This is a genomic window from Pseudomonas sp. F1_0610 (genome assembly GCF_047470865.1).
Classification (GTDB): Bacteria; Pseudomonadota; Gammaproteobacteria; order Pseudomonadales; family Pseudomonadaceae; genus JAZDRH01.
In genome coordinates, this window is sequence record NZ_JAZDRH010000004.1 from 92,219 (window position 1) to 118,320 (window position 26,102).

Consider the following 26,102-nt stretch of genomic DNA (forward strand, 5'->3'; position numbering starts at 1 on the left):
TAGGTCTAACTGCCAATGCCGTTAGACCTATTTTTAAAGTCTATTACTGATTAGAAGCGAAAAACCTCAACACCTTCACGCCCAAGCTCAAAATTAGGTAAGGTTACTTTCTCAATTTCTGAACGAGGCTTATCTTTTGATGTCACCACTTCTGCATCAGCATTGGGTCTAACTGTGCCGAGTTTAGCAAAGTTATTTAACTCAATTGCAGCCGCAATTTGTTTCGCTAATTTGCTCAGCAAACTACTTTGGGCACGAATTTGTTCATCCATAGTGCCATTATGCTGTTGCTTAAAAGTGACAACACGGCTACTTTGCATATTTCCATCTACATCTAGCACTCGCCATTGCGCTTCTAAAACGGCTGGCTGATCGCGCCCTGAATCAAGACGTCGGATACTTAAAATAATCTGCGCCTTTGGTTTAAAGCCTACACGATCAGGATATAAAGCAATACGGCTAGTTTTTAAATCACTGGATAACTGGCGCAATAATAATTGCCCAATATCATCTTGTAGGTTTCCTGCCCAACGAGCATTGGCAGAAGTACTTAAACTGCCACTTTCTTCACGTTGTAAAATAGTTTCACGCTGTAAGTAGTCAGCCACATTGACTGGCCCTAACAACACAGCTAGTTGGTTATCTTCAGTTACTTCAATTACTTCATTACTTTGTAACTGATAATAATTTAGCGGTCCTTTATTAAAAGAACAGCCAGAAAGCCCCAATAAACTAATAAAAGCAAGGCTTAATAAACTGGTTTTGGTCATTGACTTACTCACCGTTGTTTCCCAAAAATCAAAGATTGAGGATCGTTATTTAATCCATCCGCAGTGCGCTGAAGTGATTTACTTGCATGAGTTAACTCTTTTAACGACTGCAATAATTCAAATTGTAGTTCAGACTGAGGCCCAATACTACGACGGCTATCAACCACTAACCCATTCATTTGCTCTAATGCTTGCTGAGCTGATTTCACAGCTAGACTCACATCACGCATGGCTTTATTCAGCTCCTGCGTACTGTCAGCGGCATTTTTCATCAATGCTGGCATCTCGCTACGAAGACTTGCCGTAATAGCTTCTAAGTTAGCTAGTGTATTATTTAAGCGCTCTAAACTACCAGATAATTCTGGTGAATTGGTAATTCTATCAATAGACTCTAAGGTTTTGTTAGCTGTTACTAAAATTTCTTGCAGTGGCATCGACTTTAAACCTTCAACCAAGTCGCGCACTACATCTGCTGCTTTATCAATGGCTGATGGAACAGAGGGGATAGCCACCAACTCTAAATCATTTGCGGCCTCAAGATTAATATATCCTTGTTCTTCTGGGAAAAAGTCCAACGCCACTATAGCTTTGCCTGTTAGCAGGCTAGGGGTTTGTAGCTGAGCACGCAAACCACGCTGGACAGCACGCTCAAGAAACTTGTTGAGGCGGTCTTTATCTTTGCTCTCTGTTTCCGTGTGCCCTGAAGACGCATAGTCAATCTGTATGATAACAGGCATTACCATATCATTAATTTGCGCATCATAACTAAGGCGTATTGCTGTTACAGACCCCACTTTTACCCCTCGATAGGTAACATCTGCTCCAACATCCAAGCCATCAAGAGCGCCACGAAAGTAAATGACATACTGTTCAGGTTTAGAAAATAACGAAACGCGATTCAGTACTAATAATGCAATCACTAGTAGCGTTAACCCTGCCAGTAAAAAACCACCAATTAATAATGGTTTACGTGTTTCACTCATAGTATTTTCTCCAGCACGGCGCTACTTTTACCACGGCGCAGGAAACTACGTACTTCGTCTGGGCCATGATTAAGCAAATCATCCAATGATCCTAAGGCAATTTGTGTTCGGGTTTTATTATCTAAGAACAGACAGCTATCTGCCACTGTATAAATGCTAGGTAACTCATGAGTCACAAGAATAATGCTCGCACCTAAACTATCACGCAGTTGCAAGATAAGTTCATCTAGAGCAGCGGCACTGAGTGGATCTAAACCTGCCGATGGCTCATCAAAAAATAACATATGCGGATCAAGTGCTAAAGCTCGTGCCAAAGCCGCTCGCTTGCGCATTCCACCGGATAACTGAGACGGATATAAGTCAGCGCAGCCTGTTAAGCCAACAAGTGATAATTTCAGTTGAGCTAACTCTATTCGCTCTGCTTTACTCACATGGGGGCGCCAAGTCTCTATGGGTAAACAAATATTTTGCAATAATGTCATTGAGCCCCATAGAGCACCGTTTTGATACAGCACTCCAAAGTTTTGCTGTAGCAAAGCACGCTGACTCTCATTATTTGACCAGTAATCTTGCCCTTTATATACAATTTTTCCGGCTAATGGTGGTTGTAGGCCAATTAAATGACGAAGCAAGGTGCTCTTGCCACATCCACTGCCCCCCATAATAATAAATACTTCGCCTTGTTTAATACTAAAATTCAGATCATTTTGAATCACTAGAGAGCCATAACCAGCATTTAAATGCTCAGCAACTAGTACAGTTTCCTTGCTCATATTAAATGCCTAGTTGGGTCAAGATTAATGTAATGGTGGCATCACTCACCACTAATGCCACAATGATACTCACAACTGCTTGGGTGGTTGCTTTACCTACAGCCTGCGCATTACGTCCACAATTGAGCCCGTAATAGCAGCCAATTAAACCAATTAGTATGGCAAAGACAAAACCTTTAAATACACCAATCAGAACATCAGTAATACTTAACATTGCAATACTTTGATTAATATACTGGGTTGCTGAAATATCAAATAAACCTGCACCAATAACAAAACCACCTAAAATACCTATAACATCGGCAAAAAGAACCAAAATAGGCATACTTACCATTAACGCGAGCAAACGTGGCATAACTAAAAACTCTAATGGCGGAAAGCCAAAGGTTTTTAGTGCATCTACTTCCTCATTAGCTTGCATACTGCCTAATTCAGCCGCGTAAGCTGCACCTGTACGCCCGGCCATAATCACTGCTGTCATTAATGCACCCATTTCACGGGTCATGCCAATGGCAACCATATTAGAGATATAAAGTTGAGCACCAAAGGCCTGTAGCTGAAAGGCGCCAACAAAAGCTAGAATCAACCCCACCAACCCAGCAATCAACGCGACAATAGGTAACGCGCTAGGCCCACATTGTTGCAGTGCCCACCAAAAGTCTGAGGCACGCACGCAGGCTTTACCTCGACACATGCGCCCTAGGCTTATCAGGGTTTCACCAAGAAAAATACAGCTATTACGCACAGCATCAGTTGCATTTAAAAATGACTGTCCAACCCCTGCCACAAAACCTAATTTAAACTTTTTTTGGGCTTGAACTTGTACCGAGGGCGTATCAGCCATGCCAAGCAAACGCGTAATATCTTCTGGTAATTGCGAGCTATCTAACTCTAGCCGTTGTTGCTTGGCCCACTGTAGCAGTTGACGTATGGCCACTAATAAGCTGCTATCCCATGCTGTAACAGCACTAATATCCAGGCTAACGATTTGCTTTTCGGCCAGTGTTTGGGTAGCAAGCACCTGAAAAATATTAGGTTTTTGCGTATGCAAAGTCCAAGCACCTGTTAATACCAAAACAGCGGCTTGGGTTGCTGAAGTTTGCCAGCGCATAGTTGGCGATTGTGCGCTATCCTTCATGTCATTAGCTCTCGCTTGGGCACTCAACTAAGAGTCTATCTACACGTTGAAAACCGCGTGGTAATTTACTACCACGACGTCCACGCTCGCCTCGATAATGCTCTAAATCGGTTTGTTTAAGAGTAAATCTGCGCTTACCTACTTCTAATATAAGCTGAGCCTCTTTAGGCAAGACAACACAGTCTGCCATAAACTCTTCACGTTTAATTAGACGATCCGTTGGAATCCCGATAATTTTATTGCCCTTACCCTTACTTAACATAGGCAACTCTTTTACAGGAAATACCAATAAGCGCCCTTCATTAGAAACGGCTGCAATTAAATCGTTTTCAATATCAGCAATAGCTACTGGCGGCATAACCTTAGCACCAGCTGGTAAGGTTAATAAGGCCTTACCGGCTTTATTCTTAGCTTGCATATCTTCGCCTTTCACAACAAAGCCATAGCCTGCATCTGAAGTAAGCATATACTGTTGTGTATCTTCTGGAACTAAAACGCATTCAAAACTGGCCCCAGCTGGCGGTGTTAAGCGCCCTGTTAAAGGTTCGCCTTGTCCTCTAGCAGACGGTAAGCTATGCGTAGCTACAGAGTAACTACGACCAGTGCTATCAATAAATACTGCAAATTGGTTAGAGCGTCCTACTGCACTGGCTTTGTAAGCATCACCTGCTTTGTAAGATAATGCAGCGGCGTCTACATCCTGCCCTTTGGCACTACGTACCCACCCCTGCTCAGACAACACCACAGTAATAATCTCAGAAGGCAATAAATCAGTTTCTGCTAATGCTTTGGCTTCACTTCGCTCTATCAAAGGGGAGCGTCGCTGATCACCATAGGTTTTACTGGCTTCAATAATTTCTTGGCGAACAAGCTTTTTCAGTCTGGCATCACTGGCTAATAAGGTTTGTAATTGATCACGTTCCTTTTCGAGCTCGGCTTGTTCAGCACGAATTTTAACTTCCTCTAAACGTGCTAGCTGACGTAAACGTGTATCCAGTACATAGTCTGCCTGCATTTCAGTCAAGGCAAAACGCGCCATTAACTCCTGCTTGGGTTCATCTTCTTCTCGAATAATACGAATCACTTCGTCAATATTTAGAAAAGCAATTAATAAACCATCTAATAAATGTAGGCGTTTAAGTACACGTTCTAATCTAAAATTAAGGCGTTTACGAACTGTTTCAACTCGAAATACTAGCCACTCCGTCAATAAAGTACGTAAGTCTTTAACTTGTGGGCGACCATCTAAGCCAATCACGTTCATATTAACGCGGTAGCTACTTTCTAAGTCAGTTGTAGCAAACAAATGCTGCATTAGCTGCGGCACATCTATACGGTTTGAGCGCGGAACAATAACGATGCGACAGGCATTTTCATGGTCAGACTCATCACGCAAGTCAGCCACCATAGGCAGCTTTTTCGCTTGCATTTGTGCTGCAATCTGCTCTAGCACTTTAGAGCCAGAGACTTGATAAGGCAGCGCATAAATAACAACCTCACCTTCTTCTACTGTATATACAGCACGCATACGAACTGAACCGCGCCCCGTTTGATAGATTTTTAAAATATCCTCACGCGGTGTGATAATTTCAGCTTCTGTTGGAAAGTCTGGGCCTTGAATATGCTCACATAGCTGCTCAATGCTAGCAGCAGGTTCATCTAATAAGCGAACACAAGCCGCAGCTACTTCTGTTAAGTTATGAGGTGGCACATCAGTTGCCATGCCTACAGCAATACCTGTTGTACCATTGAGTAAAAGATTAGGTAAGCGCGCAGGTAATACTGCTGGCTCTTGCAATGTGCCATCAAAGTTATCTACCCAGTCAACAGTACCCTGCCCAAGTTCGCTCAACAGCACTTCTGAATAGCGGGCTAGACGTGCTTCGGTATAGCGCATGGCCGCAAAGGACTTAGGATCATCTGGCGCTCCCCAGTTGCCCTGCCCATCCACTAAGGTGTAACGATAACTAAATGGTTGCGCCATAAGCACCATGGCTTCATAGCAGGCACTGTCACCATGCGGATGATATTTACCTAATACATCACCTACTGTACGTGCCGATTTTTTATGTTTACTTTCAGCACTTAAACCTAGCTCACTCATGGCATAGACAATACGTCGCTGTACGGGCTTTAACCCATCGCCAATATGAGGCAAGGCACGATCCATGATGACATACATGGAATAGTTTAAATAAGCTTGCTCTGTAAAGGTGGCTAACGAGCGCTGCTCTACGCCGTCAAAACTTTGCTCAAACGATTGACTCATTTATCGCCTCTTTCAACCATGCTTGTTCCCTGCCAACCTGTTTGTGGAGCTGCAAAATGCCAAATAATAGGGCGCTGCTCGCCATCAGCACGCGCTTGTTGATTGTTATCTAATACAATCCAAGCCCCTTTTTCACTAATCCAAAGCCCTTCTGCAATACCAAAGGGACCTTTTGGATTTAGTTTATCTGGAAGTAAGGCTGTTTGTGCAAATGACCAGCATTGCTCCTCTTCACCTGTATTAGCATCACGTCGACAAATTTGATGCTCTAAGCGTTCTAAACTATAAATTTTGCCACGAAACCAAACTAAATCAGTGAAATCTTTGTAATATTTTTGGCCATTGAAAATTGAGTTTTCTCGATCGTTATCATTAGCGAATAGGCAATTTTCTGTGCATTCCCATCTATCAGGAAAAGTAGCGCCTCTAACACGATCAGGTATGTGTTTTGTTGGGCTTTCGCTAAATTTTAAGTGGAAAATCCCCCGTGCTTGTCGCTCAGCCGCTAACCACATTTGTGTTCCATCTGGATTAAGCGCAATACCTTCAAAACCTGCATTATAAATTTTCAGCAAGCCATTCGCCTTTGCCAAATTAAACATAGCGCTAGGCAGATTAACCCAGTGTGTTGTGTTATCAGGCCGTATTTGCAAAACAGCATGGGTAGATTCACTGACTAAATACTTATTACCCTGTTCATCACAACTAATACCTTCAAAATCATAATCACCAGCTCGCCAGAGCGCAGCGCTTTTGGCGGTAGGACTTAAAGGAATATACTCCATGGGAGGCTGAGTTATGCTAAAAGGCTGAGCAATAGCTTGTACCCTATGAGTATCTGATTGAAATTCAAGCTGATAAATATGCTCATCATCCTTATCAGACACAGTCCAAAACTGATCTTGACAGTACGCCAAACCAGAAAGATTACCTGCTTTTACGCCATCAACTACGTACTCATTGAGTAAGTTTAACTTAGGTATTTCTGCGTAACCTTGACAGCTAAAGAGGATAGCCAAACCTGCAGTTATTGACCTTATGCTCATATTAAAACCTCAGCTAGATTACCTTTATTTTCTAGCCAAGTTTTACGATCACCTGACCGTTTCTTGGCCAATAACATATCCATTAACTCACAGGCTTCTTCAGCATTATCTAAAGTAAGCTGAACCAAGCGGCGTGTATTGGGATCCATAGTTGTCTCACGCAATTGCGAAGGATTCATCTCACCCAAGCCTTTAAAGCGTGTAACTTGCACTTTCTGGCGTTTATTCTGATTTGTTAAGCGTTCGATAATGGCATCACGCTCTGTTTCATCTAGTGCGTAATGAATTTCTTTACCAATATCAATGCGATACAGGGGGGGCATGGCTACATAAATATGACCATGTGCTACTAGTGGACGAAAATGCTGTACAAATAAAGCACAGAGTAAAGTTGCGATATGTAGTCCATCTGAATCGGCATCGGCCAAAATACAAATTTTTCCATAACGCAATTGGCTAATATCTTCGGCTCCAGGATCTACACCAATGGCTACGGCAATATCATGCACTTCTTGGGAACCTAAAACCACACTACCATCAACTTCCCAAGTATTTAATATCTTACCGCGCAGCGGCATAATCGCCTGAAACTCTTTATCGCGGGCTTGCTTAGCACTACCTCCAGCGGAATCACCCTCGACTAAAAATAGCTCGCCACGCATAGGATCTTGTCCTGTGCAATCGGCTAACTTACCGGGTAGGGCGGGCCCTTGCGTAATACGTTTACGCTCAACCTTTTTAGCTGATTTTAAGCGTCTGCCAGCATTGCTAATGGCCAGTTCAGCCAGTTGCGTGCCTATCTCATGGTTGCTGTTTAACCATAAGCTAAAAGCATCTTTTACAACACCAGCGACAAAGCCAGCAGCATTACGTGAGGATAACCGTTCTTTGGTTTGGCCTGAAAACTGGGGCTCCTGAATCTTTAATGACAAAACAAAGCAGATTTTTTCCCATACATCCTCAGGCGCCAGCTTAACCCCACGCGGAAGTAGATTGCGAATTTCACAGAACTCACGCATAGCATCAAGCAAACCTTGGCGCAAACCATTTACATGAGTACCACCTTGCGCTGTAGGAATAAGGTTAACATAGCTTTCTTGGATGCTATCACCACCTTCGGGCAACCAGAGCAACGCCCATTCTACTTTTTCCCCTGTACCTGCAAAGCTGCCGCAAAATGGCTCTTGCGGTAAGCGTTCAAACTCAGTAACAGCTTCAGTTAAATAACTACGTAATCCATCTTCAAAGAACCATTCAATTTTTTCATCGGTATTTTTATCATGAAAACTAATGGTTAGGCCTGGGCACAATACAGCTTTCGCTTTAAGCACATGTTTTAAACGGGAAACTGAAAACTTAGCGCTGTCAAAATACTTAGGATCAGGCCAGAAGCGTACTGAGGTACCTGTATTACGCTTACCTACAGTACCTATGACATCTAAATCTGTAGCTTTGAAACCATCTTTAAAGCTCATCTGATGCTCTTGCCCATCGCGCTTTACACGTACTTCAACCAAGGTCGATAAGGCATTAACGACTGAGATACCTACACCATGCAGGCCACCTGAAAATTCATAATTTTTATTGGAAAATTTACCACCTGCATGTAAGCGCGTAAAAATCAGCTCAACCCCAGGAATGCCCTCTTCAGGGTGTAAATCTACAGGCATGCCGCGCCCGTCGTCAGTAACCTCTAAGGACTGATCGACGTGTAGAATCACCTGAATATTGCGCGCGTGTCCCGCTAAAGCTTCATCAACACTGTTATCTATTACTTCTTGTGCCAGATGGTTTGGACGCGTTGTGTCTGTATACATACCAGGGCGTTTGCGCACTGGATCTAACCCTGAAAGAACCTCAATCGCATCAGCGGTATAACTTGTATTACTCATTCAACACCATCTATTTTAGTTAAATCTAATTGAGCTACATGTTCAGCAGCTACGCCAGCAAACAACAAAAGTGCTGGCAAATGCTGGGCAAAGTTAGCAAATCCATGATCTCCACCTGCTTCAATGCGCAAACTACAGGCTTGATAATAGTGTTCAGCATGACGATAGTTTAGTGTTTCATCCCCTGTTTGCAGCCAAACTTGATAGTTTTCTTGCGCGGTTGGGGCACTTACTTCTAATGCGGCTAACGCTTCAAGATGCTCCTTTGTCAGTTGCCAGCGCTCACCGGTATAGAGATTTTCTTGCTCACCCAAGATGCCATCAAATAATGTATGTGGTGCAACAGCTGGATTGATCAACAATGCAGGCAATTGATACTGCCTTGCTAAATAAGTACTGTAATAGCCGCCTAAAGAGCTACCCACTAAGGTCAAGTTCAGCTGTGGGTCAATCAAAGACTCAAGCAGTGCAATGGCTTGTGCAGGGTGATGAGGTAACTGTGGGATAATTAAATGCTCACTAGGTAACTCAAGCTGTTGCCATGCCAGCTGAAGCTGTTTTGCTTTCACAGAGGAAGGTGCACTATTAAATCCATGTAAATATAAAATAGCTGGAGCAAGCATGCTGTTAACTCTCACACGTAACTAACAAGCTACCAAGCATAGCATTGTTTTAATAACCGCTTGCGTGCTCATCGGCTAAAAAGCTGTTTTCAGGCAAGCGTTTAACATAAGTGGTAAAACGTCCATCAGCATAAAGCTGAAAAACCCGAAAGCCTGGTTGTTGTGTATCCACCTTAAAATCCTCGGCCCATGGCATAAATTGCACGCAAGTAGAAGGTGTAGTAACAATACGGATATGTTCTAGAGTTAAGTCAGATAGCTGATGAGCATGTCCACAAGAAACAAGCTTGACTTGCGGAAACTGTTTTATACAAGCAAGAAACTCATCAGCATTACGCAGGTTAATATTATCAAGCCAAGCACTACCTAATGGTAAGATATGGTGGTGTATAGCCAGCATAATATGTTCTTGCTCTGTTGTTTTTAGCTTTTTTTCAAGTGCTGGAATATCAGCTAAATAACCATAGGATTGATGACGTACATGCGAGTTCAGGGTCAATAATAGCCAGTTTCCTAAACTAGTTTGCGTATTTAGAAAGCTATTATTGCGACAAAAACTTTGCATTTGTAACAGCTCATCATGATTTCCAGGTAGCCACCTTGTATTACTTGCCAAACCTTCTGTGTAATGAGCAAACTGGCGATAGGCTACTGGTGAGCTATCTTGAGCGATATCTCCAGTAACTAACAGTAAATCAATTTCGCCCATTTCCTGCCTTACCAAGCTCACTACCTGTTTAAAACTTTCTAATGTAGTGATGCCCAGCAATTGAGCGTCAGGCTGGGAAAACAGATGACTGTCTGTAATCTGCACTATAGTTGCAATCGGCTGCACGATACTTATCTCTTACTCAAGGATATTTAAGCTATCTTGTTTAATATTATCGTTAATTTGATTTTAGATGGGCAAATCTATCACGAATATTTAGTCCACTTAAGGATCTTGAACAATGCTTGATTTTATTCACATTTTTTAGCTGTTAAAAAACTTTTTCACACCAAATGAGAAAAATTCTCAAAAAGATGTTGACATGCAAATGAGAATCGCTATTATTAACTCAACTGGTCGCAAGATCAGCCGATAACCGAATTTCCGTCAGGTTGGTTGTTCAGGTTATCTCCTCATCAGGCTAAACACGGTTTTTGACCCATACTCTGTATGGGTCTTTTTTTATCTAAATTTTTATTTGTTTAATCAAGCCAAATTAAGCTGGCAAAACGTCCTGTCACTGAGTTTCTACGATATGAGTAAAAACGCTGATCATAATAAGTACATTCACCGCCACCATAGACCTGATGCACACCACAACTGGCTAAACGAATACGTGCGAGTTGATAGAGGTCAGCCATCCACTTACCCTGATTAACACTAGGCACAAAAGCCTGTTCTGCCTCCAAATGCTGACTCATAAAAGCGTCACGCACTTGCAAACCAACTTCAAATGCCGCCTGACTAATAGCTGGACCTAACCAAGCCATAAGCTGGTCTGGCGCTGTCGTAAATTGCTTAACTGTCTGCTCCAACATTCCACCTGCTAGCCCACGCCAACCGGCATGTGCGGCAGCAACCTGCGTGCCTTGCTGATCACAAAATAACACTGGCAAACAGTCGGCCGTCATCACACAGCAAGCAATCCCTTTTTGCTGCGTAATTGAAGCATCTGCAGTACAACGCATATGCGTTACTGCATCCGCTACGGCAGTACCATGAACCTGCTCTAGCCATGTGGGCTGACAGTGTAACTGTTGCGCCAAAAACTGCCGATTATGAGCAACAGCCATTTTATCATCACCCACATGATCGCCTAGATTAAAACTGGCGTAAGGCCCCTGACTAAGGCCTCCAGATACTGTCGTAACACAGCTTTTTACATTACTGGGCGCAGGCCAATCAGGCGCCAACCAATCAAAGGGTAAAGGCATTAGTTATCCTACAAAAGATTCACGATCTTGACGCAATAAGGTTAGCAGCCACGTAAAATCTTCTGGGAGAGGTGCTTCCCATTTCATAGCTTGCTGCGTTATTGGATGGGTTAACTCCAGAAAGCGTGCATGCAGAGCTTGACGTGGAAAATCTCGCAAGGTTTCTACCATAGTTGGATTAGCCGCTGGCGGAATCTTAAAGCGGCCACCATAGGTTTGATCGCCTATCAGAGGAAAACCAACATAGGACATATGCACACGAATCTGATGGGTACGTCCTGTTTCTAATTTTACACGCACATGGGTATGGGCTCTAAATCTATCCAACACGCGATAGTGTGTAATGGCTTGCTTGCCATTTTCTGTGACAGCCATTTTTTGTCGCGATTGGCTATGACGTCCTATAGGCGCATCAATGGTATCGCCTGAAGTTACTACGCCAACCACAATAGCTTCATAGGTACGACCAACAGTACGCGCCTGTAGCTGTTCAACAAGATTGGTGTGTGCCTCTAATGTTTTAGCAACCACCATTAATCCTGTTGTATCTTTATCTAAACGATGCACAATGCCGGCACGAGGTACCTGAGCAATACTTGGCACATGATGCAAGAGCGCATTTAAAATAGTACCATCGGCATGTCCCGCTGCTGGATGCACTACCAAATCTGTGGGCTTGTTGATGACCAGAATATAGTCATCCTCATAAACGATATCTAAAGGGATATCCTGCGCTAGCCATTCACCCTGCGCTTCTAGTTCTGCCATTAATTCAAGCTTAGAGCCACTGTGCACTGTGTCGCGTGGACGTTTAACCTGACCATCGACAGTTAAGCGCCCCTCTTTAATCCAAGCCGTTAAGCGTGAACGTGAATGCTCATCGAACAATTGTGCTGCAACTTGGTCTAAGCGCTGCCCCCCCAGTTCAAAGGGAACATCGGCCTGCAACTGGATGGTTTCTGTGATATTAACTGGCATACTATTTATTAAACATTAGGTTTTGATGTTTAACGCTTGTAGTTCAATACAGCGTCTTTTATGCTTCGCATATACGAAAGGTTGCCCACTATAACAGGACGGCTTATTTTAAGTCAGCCAACCGTCACTAGGACGTTAGCTAAAATGCATGTGAAATCTTTACTGCTTATTGCCTCATTCGCACTGATTACGGCGTGTTCATCTAACAAAGTAATAGACGAAAACTTAAGCGAAACAGAGCTTTATCAACTTGCTCAAACGGATTTAGACAAAGAAAACTACAGCTCAGCAGTAAAAAAACTGAAAGCTTTAGAAACACGTTATCCCTTTGGGCGTTATGCTGAACAATCGCAATTAGAGTTAATCTACGCACAATATAAAAGCGGAAACACCACAGAAGCAATGGCCTCTGCGGACCGTTTTATGCGCCTGCACCCGCAACATAAAGATATTGACTACGCTTACTACTTAAAAGGCTTAGCCGCCTTTGAACAAGATAGAGGCATAGTTGCACGCTTTTTGCCATTAGATATGACCAAGCGCGACCCAGGTTCTGCACGTAACTCCTATAATCAATTTGCTCAATTAACAGCGCGTTATCCCCATAGTCGCTATGCACCCGATGCGAAACAACGCATGATTTATTTGCGCAACCTGTTGTCTTACTACGAAGCGAACGTAGGCTACTATTATTTACGTCGTAATGCCTATGTTGCCTCTTTAAACCGTGGCACCTATATTGTTGAAAACTATCAAGGCACACCTTCTGTAGCAGACGGATTGGCATTGATGACGGAATCCTATCGCCATCTTGGCTTAAATGATTTGGCAGAAGTTTCCTTAAAAACACTCATGACCAACTACCCTGATCACCCTAGTGTGGTAAAAGGCGAGTTCAAAGCACGTATTAAAGAAGAAGATCGCCGTAACTGGTTAAGCCGTATGACACTTGGTGTTATTGATGGCACAGAGAGCAAACGGCCACAAATGAGCCAAGCCGATAAAGATATGATCAACCAATATAAGGATGCGGTTGAAAACTTATCTAAAGAGCTAAATCAAGGTGAAGAGCAAACAATCCAAACCGAGAAACCATCACGCACTTGGAAGAGCCGTTTAACTTTTGGTATCTGGGAATAAGCGATCTATAAAAACAAAAGGAGGCCAATGCCTCCTTTTTGTTGCTTAAGTTTACAAACCCAAAGCAGATTCAATGGCACTAAGTAACACAGGATCATCTGGTGTCGTACGTGACGCATAACGCCCAATCACCGCACCTTGCCCATCTAATAAGAACTTTTCAAAGTTCCACGCAATCTCACCAGGAAACTCAGCCCCTTCCCCTGCCAGTAAACGGTACAACGGATGACAGTTAGGCTCATTGACCAAGAGTTTTTCAGTCATAGGAAAAGTTACTGAGTAATGCTCTTTGCAAAACTGAGCAATCTCATCTGCTCCTGCGGGTTCTTGCTGTCCAAACTGATTGCAAGGTACACCTAGTACTGAAAAACCATGCTTAGCATAACTATCCTGTAGTGCTTGCAGCCCTTCGTACTGAGGAGTGAACCCACACTGTGAGGCCACATTTACAATCAATAGCACTTTATTAGCAAATTGATCTAATGCTAGCTCACTTCCGTCCAGAGCACACAAGTTCAAACGATGAATAGCGCTCATATTTCATTAACTCCTATTAAGCACATTATCGCTGTATGTTTTTACTAAGGGTACAAGTAAAGTGACACACATCTCATTTTGGTAATTATACCTTGAAAAAAAGCACCCTAAGGTGCTTTTTTTGGGGCAACTATCTTTTAGTGATGACAACCTTCACCATGAATATGGCCATGGGTAATTTCATCAGCCGTAGCGTTGCGCACCTCAGTAACCTCAACCTTAAAGGTTAAACGCTGTCCAGCGAGTGGATGATTTCCATCCACTACAACATCATCACCGTCAATATCACGAATAGTTACAACCTGCATACCACCATCTGGGCCAGAGGCATGGAATTGCATACCTACAGCTAACTCTTCAACGCCCTCAAACATACTGCGGCTTAATGTCGCAACTAGCTCTGGCAAATATTCACCGTAAGCTTGTTCTGGCTCAACAGTAACTTCTAACTTGTCACCTACACTTTTTCCCGTCAACGCTTGTTCAAGACCAGCAATAATATTTTGTGCGCCATGAAGATAGGTTAACGGCTCCGAATTTGCTGAACTATCAATAACTTCGCCGGCATCATTGGTTAACGTGTAATGAATTGAAACTGCTTTTTTGGCAGCAATAGACATAGAAAAACCTATAAGGTGTGGTAAATGTAGATCTAGTTTAACGTCCTAAACAGTCGAATGCGACTTTAGAATGACAATACTTTTGCAGGATTGCTGCAAGCGTCTAGGAAAGACAAGATTTTAAGCACTACAAAATCACCATGCTCTTGCATGTGATGCTCTAGCAAGACTTTTTAATCGTGTTTACTAATCAAGGACAAAATATGTCGGGTCGCAATATATTAGTGATAAATAGCGGTAGCTCTTCTGTTAAGTTTGCACTGGTTAACGAGAACAGTGACAGCTTTCCACTACAAGGATTAGCAGAGCGACTCGGCACTGAAGATGCAGTATTAAACTGGAGTTTTGAAGGCGAAAAACACCTTACTTCATTACATGGCGCCACACACAAAGATGCCTTTGAGCGCCTACTACCTATGGTACAAAAAGCCAGTCATGGCCAACTAGATGGCATTGGCCACCGTATTGTGCATGGTGGCGCACATTTCACCAAAGCTACAGAATTAACACCCAATGTTATAGAGGTTATTCGTAACGCTGCAGTACTGGCACCACTACACAACCCAGCCGGACTCATTGGCGTTGAAGCTTCTTTAGCCTTATACCCTGACCTACCGCAAATTGCCGTATTTGATACAGCTTTCCACCAAAGCATGCCCGCTCGCGCCTATCGTTACGCCGTTCCTGAGCATCTTTATACTGAACATCATGTACGTCGTTACGGTTTCCATGGCACTAGCCATATGTACGTCAGCCGCAAGGCTGCAGAGTTCAGTAAACTACCTGTAGAGGATAGTTGCTGGCTGATCGCCCATTTAGGGAACGGCAGTTCGACTTGCGCCGTAGTAAATGGTGAGAGTCGTGATACCAGCATGGGGTTAACTCCGTTAGAAGGTCTAGTGATGGGGACGCGTAGTGGTGATATTGATCCAAGCCTACCAAACCATCTACATCGCACACTAGGTTGGGACTTGGCTAAAATTGAGTCAGTACTCACTAAAGAAAGCGGCCTGCTTGGTTTATCTGGCCTATCTAACGATATGCGTACGCTATTAGAAGCTAGCCAGTCAGGTAACGATAAGGCTACTCTCGCCATTGAGGTATTCTGTTATCGCCTAGCTAAATCATTAGCCGGCATGGCTTGTGCCTTACCACGCTTAGATGGCTTAGTATTCACTGGCGGCATTGGTGAAAACGCTGACGCTATTCGTGAAAAAACACTATCCTACATGCCACTATTTAATTTTAAACTTAATAACGAAGCAAACAAAAAATGTATTCGTGGTGTAGCTGGTGTCATTAGTGCAGAAGGTTCTCCTCGCGTATTGGTTATTCCTACCAATGAAGAACGCCAAATTGCCTTAGAAACACTCGCTCTTTTAAATAATCGTAAATAGGACGAGCTATGCATACCTTCCTTCTCGCCCCAACCGGATTTGGTGTTGGCCTTGCCAGTATCAGTCTTGGATTAGTTCACGCACTGACTAGCGCTGGCATTAAAGTAGGTTTTTTCAAACCTATTGCTCAGCCTCACCCTGGCTATTCAGGCCCTGAGCGCTCCAGCACTATGTTAGCCAACAGTTTTGGTTTAAAGCAGCCTCAACCATTATCCCAACAGCATGTTGAACGCATGATTGGTAATGGGCAGCAAGATGAACTACTCGAAGAAATTGTTAGCAACTACCAAGAAGTGGCTAATCAATACGACGTGGTCATTATTGAAGGTATGTCACCTACAACCCAGCAAGATTACGCACAGCGTATTAATACAGCGGTCGCACGTGCGGTCAATGCTGAGGTTATTTTAGTTAGCGCAGCTAACAGCAATGACTTTGCTGAATTAGCTGACCGTATTGAAATGCAAGCGCAGTTTTTTGGTGGCAGCCAATCAGAAAACTTACTTGGCGTTATTATTAACCGCGTACCTGAGGCTATTCAAACCTCTTTTGCTGAGCAGCTAACTGCCAACAGTGCGGCTATTCGTCAAGGTAAACTCCAGCTTTTAGGCTGCATTCCGCAAAACGAAGAACTCAACGCGCCACGCACTTTGGACGTCGCTAACGAGTTAAATGCAAAAATTTTAAACCAAGGTGAACTCAATAGCCGCCGTGTACAAAAAGTCATTCTATGCGCCCGAGCGGTACCTAACACAGTACCACTATTCAAACCAGGCGTTCTAATTGTTACGCCTGGCGACCGTGACGACATCATTATGGCTGCTAGCCTAGCAGCACTTAATGGCGTGCAATTAGCTGGCTTATTGTTATGTACCGACTTTACGCCTGACCCTCGCATCCTAGAGCTTTGTAAAGGTGCCATGCAGAGCGGCTTACCTGTCTTAACAGTGTCTACAGGCTCTTATGATACCGCTAGCAACTTATTCAGCCTGAACAAGGGCATTCCTGTTGATGATGAACAACGAATTAAACAGGTTACTGAATTTATCGCTCAGCATCTGGCGGCTGAAAAAATCAAAGCACGCTGCGCTAATGTGCGTGAGCTTTTGTTATCGCCACCTGCTTTCCGCTATCAGCTCGTCAAGCGTGCGCAGGCCGCCAACAAGCGTATCGTTCTACCTGAAGGCAATGAGCCTCGTACTATTCAAGCCGCCGTTATTTGCCAAAACCGCGGTATTGCCCGTTGTGTTTTATTGGCCAAACCTGAAGAAGTAAAAGCCGTTGCCGACGCACAAGGCATAGAACTGCCAAAAGATTTAGAGATTTTAGATCCAGACCTTATTCGCAATAACTACATTGCACCTATGGTAGAAATGCGTAAAAGCAAAGGCTTATCTGAGATTATGGCCGCTTCGCAACTAGAAGATACTGTTGTGCTGGCAACCATGATGCTAGCCCTTGATGAAGTAGATGGACTAGTTTCTGGCGCAGTACATACCACAGCCAGCACTATTCGCCCAGCATTACAGTTGATTAAAACAGCACCTGGCTACAACTTAGTCTCTTCTGTCTTCTTTATGCTACTGCCAGATCAGGTACTAGTGTATGGCGACTGCGCTGTAAACCCTGACCCTAATGCCGAAAACCTAGCAGAAATTGCCTTGCAAAGTGCTGAGTCTGCCAAAGCCTTTGGCATTAACCCTAAAGTAGCCATGATCAGCTACTCAACAGGTGACTCTGGCACTGGCGCTGAAGTAGAGAAAGTTCGCGAGGCCACTCGTCTTGCTCAAGAGCGTGCGCCAGAACTAGCTATTGATGGTCCACTTCAATACGACGCTGCCAGCATTGCTAGCGTAGGCAAGCAAAAAGCGCCTAACAGCAAAGTTGCAGGCCACGCCACAGTGTTTGTATTTCCTGATTTAAATACAGGCAATACCACTTACAAAGCTGTACAACGCAGCGCCAATGTCATTAGTGTTGGCCCTATGTTGCAAGGCTTACGCAAGCCTGTGAATGATTTGTCTCGTGGCGCTTTGGTTGAGGATATTGTATTTACTATCGCCTTAACCGCTATTCAGGCTGTTAAATAAAGCATAACTACAGTATATATCAGCAAAATAGCACTAATTTCTGCTATTTTGCTGTTAAAGCTTAGATCTTACTTGCAGTAATATCATTCAGCGTTAACATTAACCTTTATAATAAGCACGCTCAACACCCTGGCTGCATCGAGGTTATTATTTATGCTGCATTTTTTACCAAGCGCTATCCGAGGCATCATCTCAGCCCTTATTCTATTTATCAGCACTTTTATTTTGTGCTGGCCTTTATTCCTACTTTCACTTATTAAATTTCTTTTTCCGTTTAAACCTATTCAAAGAGCCTTACGCTTTGCTATGCACAGCATTGCTGAACTATGGATTGGTGTGAATAATTTTTGGATCAAACTGGCAGCTAAGGTACAGTGGACAGTACAAGGGTTAGACAACCTAGATATGACCCACTCACGTTTAGTGACTAGCAACCATCAAAGCTGGGTTGATATTCTCGTACTGCAAAATCAGTTCAATCGCAAAATTCCCTTACTTAAATTCTTTCTTAAGCAAGAGCTTATTTGGGTTCCTATCATAGGTTTATGCTGGTGGGCACTAGAGTTTCCTTTTATGAAACGTTACAGCAAAGCCTATCTTGCCAAACATCCAGAAAAAAAAGGACAAGATCTAGCCACCACACGTAAAGCCTGCGAACGCTACAAAACCAATCCTGTTTCTGTTTTTAACTTTTTAGAAGGCACTCGCTTTACGCCAGAGAAGCATGCCGAACAGCAATCAAGCTTTACATACTTACTCAAACCTAAAGCTGGCGGTATCGCTTTTGTTTTAGACGCCATGGGTGAACAACTACATAAAATGCTTAATGTGACTATTCACTACCCACAAGGCTCACCCAGCATGTGGTGCTTATTATCTGGAAAAATTAAACAAGTGGTGATGCACGTCGAAACCTTAGATATTCCCAAGCATTTTTTAGGCAAAAACTACGATTCCGACACCAGTTACCGACAAGACTTTCAAGCCTGGGTTAACCAGCTGTGGGTCGAAAAAGACCGCTTACTAGCCCAATTACACGAGCAATATCCTGAGTCCAAAGGTTAATGCTACCTATGTTGCATAGCACTAGGTCTTAGCCTTGACAAAAGGTATACTTGCCTAAAGTGACTTATAACGCCGAGCTTTGCTCGGCGTTGCTTTTAATAAAAGGTTCCCGCTAATTAGAGGAGCGCGTAATGACCGTTATTAAGCAAGATGATCTAATTCAAAGCGTTGCTGATGCTTTACAATATATTTCCTATTACCACCCCGTTGATTTCATTCAAAGTATGCACGAAGCCTACTTACGTGAAGAATCACCGGCAGCTAAAGATGCGATTGCACAGATCTTAATCAACTCACGTATGTGCGCTACTGGGCATCGCCCAATTTGCCAAGACACAGGTATAGTGACTGTCTTTGTACGCGTTGGCATGAATGTTCAATGGGACTCACAAATGAGCCTTGATGATATGATCAATGAAGGTGTTCGCCGTGCTTATACTCATCCAGACAACGTACTGCGCGCCTCTATTTTAGCCGACCCGGCAGGCAAACGTAAAAATACTAAAGACAATACCCCAGCCGTTATTCACTACTCTATAGTGCCTGGTGATACTGTTGAAATTGATGTAGCCGCTAAAGGCGGTGGCTCTGAAAATAAATCTAAAATGGCTATGCTCAATCCATCTGACTCTATTGTGGATTGGGTACTTAAAACTGTACCTACAATGGGAGCTGGCTGGTGTCCTCCAGGGATGCTTGGCATCGGTATTGGTGGCACAGCAGAAAAAGCCGCATTAATGGCTAAAGAAGTATTGATGGAGTCTATCGATATCCATGAACTTCAAGCCCGTGGCCCACAAAATCGTGCTGAAGAGTTACGTTTAGAAATCTTTGAAAAAGTAAACCAGCTTGGTATTGGCGCCCAAGGCTTAGGCGGTTTAACTACGGTGTTGGATATCAAAATTAAAGATTACCCAACCCACGCTGCATCTTTACCTGTGTGCATGATTCCTAACTGTGCTGCCACACGCCATGTTCATTTCACACTAGATGGCACAGGCCCAGCCAAATTAGCAGCCCCCTCATTAGATGCTTACCCAGAAATTGTTTGGGAAGCGGGTCCATCAGCACGTCGTGTGGATTTAAATAGCATTACGCCAGAAGAAGTGGCTAGCTGGAAACCAGGTGAAACATTATTACTCAATGGTAAAATGCTTACTGGCCGAGATGCCGCCCATAAACGCATGTGCGAAATGCTAAATAATGGCGAGCAACTACCTGTAGACCTAAAAGGTCGCTTTATTTACTACGTTGGCCCTGTAGATCCTGTACGCGATGAAGTGGTAGGACCGGCCGGCCCTACAACAGCAACACGTATGGATAAATTTACCCGTCAGATTCTTGAGGCCACAGGGCTTTTAGGTATGATTGGTAAATCTGAACGTGGACCTATTGCCATTGAAGCCATCAAAGACAACAAGGCTGTATACTTAATGGCCGTAGGAGGTGCTGCGTATTTAGTAGCACAGGCTATTAAACAGGCTAAAGTTCTGGCATTTGAAGAGTTAGGCATGGAAGCTATTTATGAGTTTGATGTAAAAGATATGCCTGTAACTGTTGCTGTAGACAGTTTAGGCGACTCTGTGCACATCAGCGGCCCACAAATTTGGCATGACAAAATTGTTAAAAGTTTAGCTGTCGAAGTTTAAGCCCAAATAAAGAAGCATTAGCTTAAACACTAATGCTTCTTTCCACCAAAGTATAACCACCCATTTCCCATTTAATAATTAATCTTTTGTTCTAACGCATTTATTTAAATATATTTATTAGAACTATGACTAAATGAGCAATAATTTTATTCAAGTTAGAACTTATGCTACTTGGCTTTAAAGTTTAGTTATCGTAGAGTATTGAGACTGATTTGCGAGGGTCGCTCAGAACCGTGATCTAGTACCTAACCAATTTTATGTGCTTATTGTATCTCGCTCGACTGCTTAACTCCCTGCAACTCAGTGTTGGTATTTATTATTACTTAATAAATGCACAATTAACTTTAGTTTCAAAGGATATAAGTATGTCGCGTCAAACTGGTACCGTTAAATGGTTCAACGATGAAAAAGGTTTTGGTTTTATTACTCCGGAAAATGGCCCTGACCTTTTTGTTCACTTCCGTGCTATTGAAGGAACAGGCTTTAAAACCTTGAAAGAAGGCCAAAAAGTGACTTTCGAAGCTGTAGAAGGCCAGAAAGGAATGCAAGCAGATAAAGTTCAACGCGTTGACTAGACCCTCTGCAAAGCCCTTGATTAATCAAGGGCTTTTTCTTTTAGCAATTTGCTCGGTTCAGCTGTTGCAGTACAATACCTAGCACTTTTTGTATTGGGCTAGTTATGTCAAAGAATAGACACCTTCTAAAACCTACAGGCGAATACCCTATTGCCGGCATGGGCCGACGTTTCGCTGCTATGTTTTATGACTTTTTATTGTGCTTGGCCATTGTGATGGTAGCGACCTTAATTTACCAACAAGGTATCTTACGTGCTATTTATGGTGCCGAGCAGCTTATGGCCATGTCGCAAGCCAAGCAGCTTGATCAAGACCCCGTCCTATACAGCATCCTCGTATTCTGCTTATTTGGTTTTTTCGCCAAATTTTGGACACACAATGGACAAACACTGGGCATGCAAGTTTGGGGGGTGCGTGTACAAAACAGGGATGGTACAGCAATAGATCTCTGGCAAAGCCTACTGCGCTTTTTTATTGCAATATTTTCATGGCTAGCCTTTGGCTTAGGCTTTTGGTGGATGCTGTTTAACAAAGAAAAAAGCACCTGGCACGACAAGTATTCTGAGAGTATTGTTGTGCAGCTACCTAAAAATGCTCATAAAAAATAGTGGCTTTGCTGTGAGCTAGCTCAAACCATTATATCGACTATGGCTTTATAGTTTATTTATTGTTGATTAGGAAGGATTAATTATGCGCCGCGCTTTTATTTGCTTTGGTTTATGCGCCGCCCTCTTTGCAGGCGTTGCACAAGCTAACGCCATTTATCAATGGACTGATGCTCAAGGCTCTATACATTACGGCTCTAAACCGCCCGATGGTGTTAATGCTAAAATCATATCTACAGGTCAACAACGCTCTTTTGGTTCAAATACTGAACCAGCAAAAGTAGATGAGCCAAACAAGCCAGCTACGCAAGCAGATATTGATAAAAAAGTACAAGAGGAAGCCGCTGAGCGGGATAAGAAACTACAAGAGTACTGTACTAATATCCGTAATAACTTGGCACAGCTTAAGTACAACTCACGCGTTATGAGTAACGAAAACGGTGTAGTAGTGCGCTTAACTGAAGAAGAGCGTCAAGCGCGTATTGTAGAAGCCGAAAACGGAATTAAAGAATACTGTAAAGACTAACCTATTGCGGTAACGGTAAATGTCCTTCAGTAAGTAAATGATCTAACGCTTGCAGCCGTTTAACTAACGGCTGCATTTTGTCTAATTTATCCTTAAATCGCTCTAATGCCATAGGTGCAATAGCACTTTTAGCTGGTAGTGGCTGACCTGATTGCACTAAAGCGATCATTCTTGGTAAAAAAACCCATTGCAGCCATTGTTCAAGATCTAATCTATCTACGCAAAATGGCTCTGAGCTCATCAGCGCATCGGCATCAGGCGCTTGTTCTGACCACAATCCAGCGACCCTTAACTCGCGCTCAAGCCACAACAACTGTTCTGCAACTAAATTAATATGTTGTGACATTAAAGTAATACCTTCGCCCGCTCACGAGCTTGAGCCGCACCCGCTGCATCATTGCGTTCATCTCGCGAACGTGCTATCAACTCCCAAAAACTAGCCTGTAGCGCTGGCTTATTATTACTTAAACTTAAACCTCGTTGCGCCATCTGTTCAGCTGTAGCAGGTTCGCCTTGGGCAAGATAAATTTCAGATAGACGATGCAAAATAATAGGCTCGGCTGGTGCGATACGTTGCGCGCGTTCAAGCTGAGCAGCCGCATTATTGAAATCCCCCCGCTGAGCCGATTGTTCTGCACTGGTAATCAACGCCTGCACTGGGGCTGGCAACGGCTGCTGTGCATAATTTGCTTGAGCTGAGCGTAATTTAGCTTGATAGTCTTGGGATTTCTCTTCGAAGACTTGCTGCTGTTGCCCTAGCTGCGCGCGCGCCTGTCCCTCGGCGGCTTGCCAGTCTTGCTGCCCTGGGGTTTGACTAGCTGACCATGGTTGGTTGTAGGCTTGTGTATTAGTGTTCGTGGCTGACTCATGTTCAACCACAATACGATTACTCGTCTGATGCCCACTAACCACAACGGTTTCGCTAGCTTGGTTAGTGCTTGATCCCGCATAATATTGCCCTGTTGATACACTCTGCGGCTGACGCGCATTAATATCTCTAAGCGTACCTGGCGTTAGCTTGGTTCCCGCCTCAACTACAGGAACTTTTGCCCCTGTACTATTACAACCACTTAAAAACACACTACCGGCTATTGCCAGTGTTAATACTGCGTATTTACTCAAAACGCAATCCTCATTAATTAGTCCAGCCACGATTCCAACCAGGAGCATCCACCTCATCAGGAGTACATGGCATAGCTACTGGTGCGCTACCTTTAATGTACGGCATTTTAACAGCACCTGCGCAACCTTCCATACTTCCTTGTCCAGATATAGGATCAATCCACGCAAATTCAACATTCGATGGTACTGACATATTTAGTGATAACGGCTGAGCTTTTTGCATAAAAATCGACCACAACTGCAAAGCCCCCGTAGCACCTGTTAATGATGTGCTGGCGTTATCATCACGCCCCATCCAGGCAACAGCCAGTAAATCTTGACCGAAGCCTGCAAACCAGCTATCACGCGAATCATTACTAGTACCCGTTTTGCCTGCTAACACCGTATTTTTAGACACGCGATTATAGACTGAGCGCCCTGTACCTTCTGTCATTGTACGACGCATTGCTTCTTGCGTTAAATAAATAGCGCCAGCATCAAAGCGCTGCTCAACCTTCATAGAATAGCGATTTAATGGCTCACCTTTAGCGGTTAAAACATTTCGAATAGAACGCAAAGGTGTGTTAAACCCACCGTTAGCAATAGTTTGATAAACATCAGCCACTTCTACGGGCGCTAAATCACCAGAGCCTAACAAAATAGCAGGATACGCTGGCCAGTTACGCTTTAAGCCTAATCGTTTAAGCACATCCAGTACTTGCGGCACTCCAACTTCCAGCCCTAAACGTGCTGTTGAGATATTATAAGAGCGTGCCAAGCCTTGATACAGATATATAGTGCCATGTTCTTTACGGTCATAGTTACGCGGTGTCCATAAGCTGCCATCTGCGTTTTTAACCGAGAAATTAGTGTCCTGCACAAAACTTGTTAAGGTATAGCGATCAGCCTGTTCTAATGCTGCTAAATAAATAGCTGGTTTGACCAATGAACCAATAGGACGATTTGTATCTAACGCCCGATTAAAACCTGCATAGCGCGCATCACGACCACCCAGCAATGCTAAAACCTCGCCCGTATTGGGGTTAGTTACAACAAAGGCGGCTTCTACTTTATCAATACCATTGCGCCCTTTTAACTGAGCATAGGTTTCTTGCATTGACTGCTCTGCTTTAAACTGCAAAACAGGATCTAAACTGGTGAAAATACTCAAGCCTTCTTCAGTAAGGTCTTTTTCTTCATAATCCTCACGCAACTGGCGCTTAATGAGATCCATAAAAGCTGGGTAATTATTATTCACCATAGAACCTAGCTTGCTCACGCCCAAAGGCTGCTGTTTTGCCTGAGCGCTTACTTCTTGGCTCACTACATTTTGCGCTGCCAGCTTATCCAATACCCAGTTGCGCCGTTCTAAAGCAGTCTCAGGATTACGCCGTGGATTAAACTTACTTGGACCGTTTACCATAGCGACTAAGAGCGCTACTTGATGCAACTTTAACTCATTAAATGGTTGGCCAAAATAATACTGACTAGCAAGGCCAAATCCATGTATTGCACGTTGACCATCTTGCCCTAAGTACACTTCATTAAGATAAGCTTCTAAAATCTCATTTTTGTCGTAATGAATTTCCAATAAAACGGCCATTAAAGCTTCATTGGCTTTACGTTTTAAACTACGCTCATTGGTTAAAAAGAAATTCTTAACTAACTGTTGGGTTAAGGTACTGGCCCCCTCAAGCTTACTTGAGCGTAAATTATTTATAACCGCTCTAAGAATAGACTTAGGGGCTATTCCAAAGTGATTATAAAATTCACGATCTTCAATTGTAGTTAAGGTTTCAATCAATAATGGTGGCGCATCTTTTAACTGAATAAGGATTCTATCTTCTGTATGCGCAGGATAGATTCCCCCCAGCAACACGGGTTCTAAACGCGCGACAGGATAAGCTTGCCCATTGGTCTGGCTTAAGCCGGCGACAAAATCCCCCGAAAAGGTTACACGCAAAGGTAATGATGGCTCTTGCCCATCGTAAAAAGTAAAACCGCGCGTATAAATATCGACCGTATTTTTTCCTGAAACATATTCACCTGAACCAGTCAGTGCGGTTTCTTGGCGATAACCTAGAGCAGAGAGTTCAGTTAAAAAGTCTTTTTGCGTGAGCTTTTGTCCAACATACAATTCAAGTGGACGCGCATAGACTTTAGCAGGGATGGTCCAACGCTTACCTGAGAATTTTTCTTGAACAATGCCATCAAGGTAAATCATATAGCCACCAATGGCGACTATAGCGACTAAACTTAATTTAACGCACCAGCCCAAAATACGGCGTATCAAGCCTTTTTTAGGTTTTGTTTTACGTGACCTAGAAGATTTACGAGCCATAACGCTTAAATTTACCTATATTGTTTTACGCTAAGCTTTGTGCAAATGCACTTTGCATGGA

Annotated in this window: 24 protein-coding genes; 8 read left to right on the top strand and 16 right to left on the bottom strand. The window is 43.4% G+C overall.

All coding sequences use genetic code 11. The features are described from left to right. Window positions 1-50 precede the first annotated feature (50 nt). The 11 genes from VQ643_RS03770 to rluD form a co-directional block, all read right to left on the bottom strand. Complete coding sequence (locus VQ643_RS03770) at window positions 51-782, bottom strand: membrane integrity-associated transporter subunit PqiC (RefSeq protein WP_414197937.1); 732 nt, start codon at window positions 780-782, stop codon at window positions 51-53. Further along, complete coding sequence (locus VQ643_RS03775) at window positions 779-1,753, bottom strand: MlaD family protein (RefSeq protein ID WP_414197938.1); 975 nt, start codon at window positions 1,751-1,753, stop codon at window positions 779-781. Before VQ643_RS03775 ends, VQ643_RS03770 begins: the two co-directional genes overlap by 4 nt. Further along, on the bottom strand, window positions 1,750-2,526 hold the full coding sequence (locus tag VQ643_RS03780; protein ID WP_414197939.1) for an ABC transporter ATP-binding protein: 777 nt from the start codon (window positions 2,524-2,526) through the stop codon (window positions 1,750-1,752). The genes VQ643_RS03775 and VQ643_RS03780 overlap by 4 nt, the downstream gene beginning before the upstream one ends. 1 nt (window position 2,527) lies before the next feature. After that, window positions 2,528-3,664, bottom strand: coding sequence for an ABC transporter permease (locus VQ643_RS03785; RefSeq protein WP_414197940.1), 1,137 nt, complete (start codon window positions 3,662-3,664; stop codon window positions 2,528-2,530). Between the two features lie 4 nt (window positions 3,665-3,668). Further along, entirely contained in the window at window positions 3,669-5,933 is a 2,265-nt protein-coding gene (parC, locus tag VQ643_RS03790) for a DNA topoisomerase IV subunit A (protein WP_414197941.1), read from the bottom strand. After that, window positions 5,930-6,979 (bottom strand): esterase-like activity of phytase family protein, encoded by a 1,050-nt coding sequence (locus tag VQ643_RS03795; protein ID WP_414197942.1) that lies wholly within the window; start codon window positions 6,977-6,979, stop codon window positions 5,930-5,932. Before VQ643_RS03795 ends, parC begins: the two co-directional genes overlap by 4 nt. Further along, window positions 6,976-8,871 carry a DNA topoisomerase IV subunit B gene (parE, locus tag VQ643_RS03800; protein WP_414197943.1) on the bottom strand — a complete coding sequence of 632 codons (1,896 nt, stop codon included), beginning with the start codon at window positions 8,869-8,871 and terminating at the stop codon, window positions 6,976-6,978. Before parE ends, VQ643_RS03795 begins: the two co-directional genes overlap by 4 nt. Next, window positions 8,868-9,494: a YqiA/YcfP family alpha/beta fold hydrolase gene (locus tag VQ643_RS03805; protein ID WP_414197944.1), complete on the bottom strand. Its 627-nt coding sequence runs from the start codon at window positions 9,492-9,494 to the stop codon at window positions 8,868-8,870. The genes parE and VQ643_RS03805 overlap by 4 nt, the downstream gene beginning before the upstream one ends. Window positions 9,495-9,543: 49 nt before the next feature. Then, window positions 9,544-10,329, bottom strand: a complete 786-nt coding sequence (cpdA, locus tag VQ643_RS03810; protein ID WP_414197945.1) for a 3',5'-cyclic-AMP phosphodiesterase — start codon at window positions 10,327-10,329, stop codon at window positions 9,544-9,546. A gap of 356 nt (window positions 10,330-10,685) precedes the next feature. Continuing rightward, complete coding sequence (gene pgeF / locus VQ643_RS03815) at window positions 10,686-11,417, bottom strand: peptidoglycan editing factor PgeF (RefSeq protein WP_414197946.1); 732 nt, start codon at window positions 11,415-11,417, stop codon at window positions 10,686-10,688. Window positions 11,418-11,420: 3 nt separating this feature from the next. Further along, the gene (rluD, locus tag VQ643_RS03820; RefSeq protein WP_414197947.1) at window positions 11,421-12,395 is read right to left on the bottom strand and encodes a 23S rRNA pseudouridine(1911/1915/1917) synthase RluD; all 975 of its coding nucleotides are present in this window, start codon (window positions 12,393-12,395) and stop codon (window positions 11,421-11,423) included. Window positions 12,396-12,539: 144 nt separating this feature from the next. On the opposite strand from rluD, the gene VQ643_RS03825 reads away from it, so the two are divergent. Further along, window positions 12,540-13,535 carry an outer membrane protein assembly factor BamD gene (locus VQ643_RS03825; RefSeq protein ID WP_414197948.1) on the top strand — a complete coding sequence of 332 codons (996 nt, stop codon included), beginning with the start codon at window positions 12,540-12,542 and terminating at the stop codon, window positions 13,533-13,535. Between the two features lie 51 nt (window positions 13,536-13,586). Here VQ643_RS03825 and VQ643_RS03830 read toward each other — a convergent pair whose 3' ends face one another. Next, window positions 13,587-14,072 carry a glutathione peroxidase gene (locus tag VQ643_RS03830; protein ID WP_414197949.1) on the bottom strand — a complete coding sequence of 162 codons (486 nt, stop codon included), beginning with the start codon at window positions 14,070-14,072 and terminating at the stop codon, window positions 13,587-13,589. 137 nt (window positions 14,073-14,209) lie between these two features. Continuing rightward, window positions 14,210-14,692 (bottom strand): FKBP-type peptidyl-prolyl cis-trans isomerase, encoded by a 483-nt coding sequence (locus VQ643_RS03835; protein ID WP_414197950.1) that lies wholly within the window; start codon window positions 14,690-14,692, stop codon window positions 14,210-14,212. A gap of 203 nt (window positions 14,693-14,895) precedes the next feature. On the opposite strand from VQ643_RS03835, the gene VQ643_RS03840 reads away from it, so the two are divergent. The 7 genes from VQ643_RS03840 to VQ643_RS03870 all read left to right on the top strand — a co-directional run bounded on the left by VQ643_RS03840 (window position 14,896) and on the right by VQ643_RS03870 (window position 22,599). Next, window positions 14,896-16,089, top strand: a complete 1,194-nt coding sequence (locus VQ643_RS03840) for an acetate kinase (RefSeq protein WP_414197951.1) — start codon at window positions 14,896-14,898, stop codon at window positions 16,087-16,089. Between the two features lie 8 nt (window positions 16,090-16,097). Continuing rightward, window positions 16,098-18,179 (top strand): phosphate acetyltransferase, encoded by a 2,082-nt coding sequence (pta, locus tag VQ643_RS03845; RefSeq protein ID WP_414197952.1) that lies wholly within the window; start codon window positions 16,098-16,100, stop codon window positions 18,177-18,179. A 153-nt stretch (window positions 18,180-18,332) separates the two neighbouring features. Continuing rightward, window positions 18,333-19,244, top strand: coding sequence for an acyltransferase (locus tag VQ643_RS03850; protein ID WP_414197953.1), 912 nt, complete (start codon window positions 18,333-18,335; stop codon window positions 19,242-19,244). Window positions 19,245-19,375: 131 nt separating this feature from the next. After that, entirely contained in the window at window positions 19,376-20,893 is a 1,518-nt protein-coding gene (locus tag VQ643_RS03855) for a fumarate hydratase (protein ID WP_414197954.1), read from the top strand. A gap of 365 nt (window positions 20,894-21,258) precedes the next feature. After that, window positions 21,259-21,468, top strand: a complete 210-nt coding sequence (locus VQ643_RS03860) for a cold-shock protein (RefSeq protein ID WP_414197955.1) — start codon at window positions 21,259-21,261, stop codon at window positions 21,466-21,468. A gap of 104 nt (window positions 21,469-21,572) precedes the next feature. Further along, window positions 21,573-22,076 carry an RDD family protein gene (locus tag VQ643_RS03865; protein WP_414197957.1) on the top strand — a complete coding sequence of 168 codons (504 nt, stop codon included), beginning with the start codon at window positions 21,573-21,575 and terminating at the stop codon, window positions 22,074-22,076. A gap of 82 nt (window positions 22,077-22,158) precedes the next feature. Further along, a complete protein-coding gene (locus VQ643_RS03870) occupies window positions 22,159-22,599 on the top strand; it encodes a DUF4124 domain-containing protein (RefSeq protein ID WP_414197958.1) in 441 nt (146 codons plus the stop codon). Window position 22,600: 1 nt separating this feature from the next. Here VQ643_RS03870 and VQ643_RS03875 read toward each other — a convergent pair whose 3' ends face one another. The 3 genes from VQ643_RS03875 to mrcB are packed head-to-tail and all read right to left on the bottom strand — an operon-like array spanning window position 22,601 to window position 26,041. Next, window positions 22,601-22,945 (bottom strand): YqcC family protein, encoded by a 345-nt coding sequence (locus VQ643_RS03875; protein WP_414197959.1) that lies wholly within the window; start codon window positions 22,943-22,945, stop codon window positions 22,601-22,603. After that, complete coding sequence (locus tag VQ643_RS03880; protein ID WP_414197960.1) at window positions 22,945-23,721, bottom strand: tetratricopeptide repeat protein; 777 nt, start codon at window positions 23,719-23,721, stop codon at window positions 22,945-22,947. The genes VQ643_RS03875 and VQ643_RS03880 overlap by 1 nt, the downstream gene beginning before the upstream one ends. Window positions 23,722-23,734: 13 nt before the next feature. Continuing rightward, the gene (mrcB, locus tag VQ643_RS03885) at window positions 23,735-26,041 is read right to left on the bottom strand and encodes a penicillin-binding protein 1B (RefSeq protein ID WP_414197961.1); all 2,307 of its coding nucleotides are present in this window, start codon (window positions 26,039-26,041) and stop codon (window positions 23,735-23,737) included. Between the last annotated feature and the right edge of the window lie 61 nt (window positions 26,042-26,102).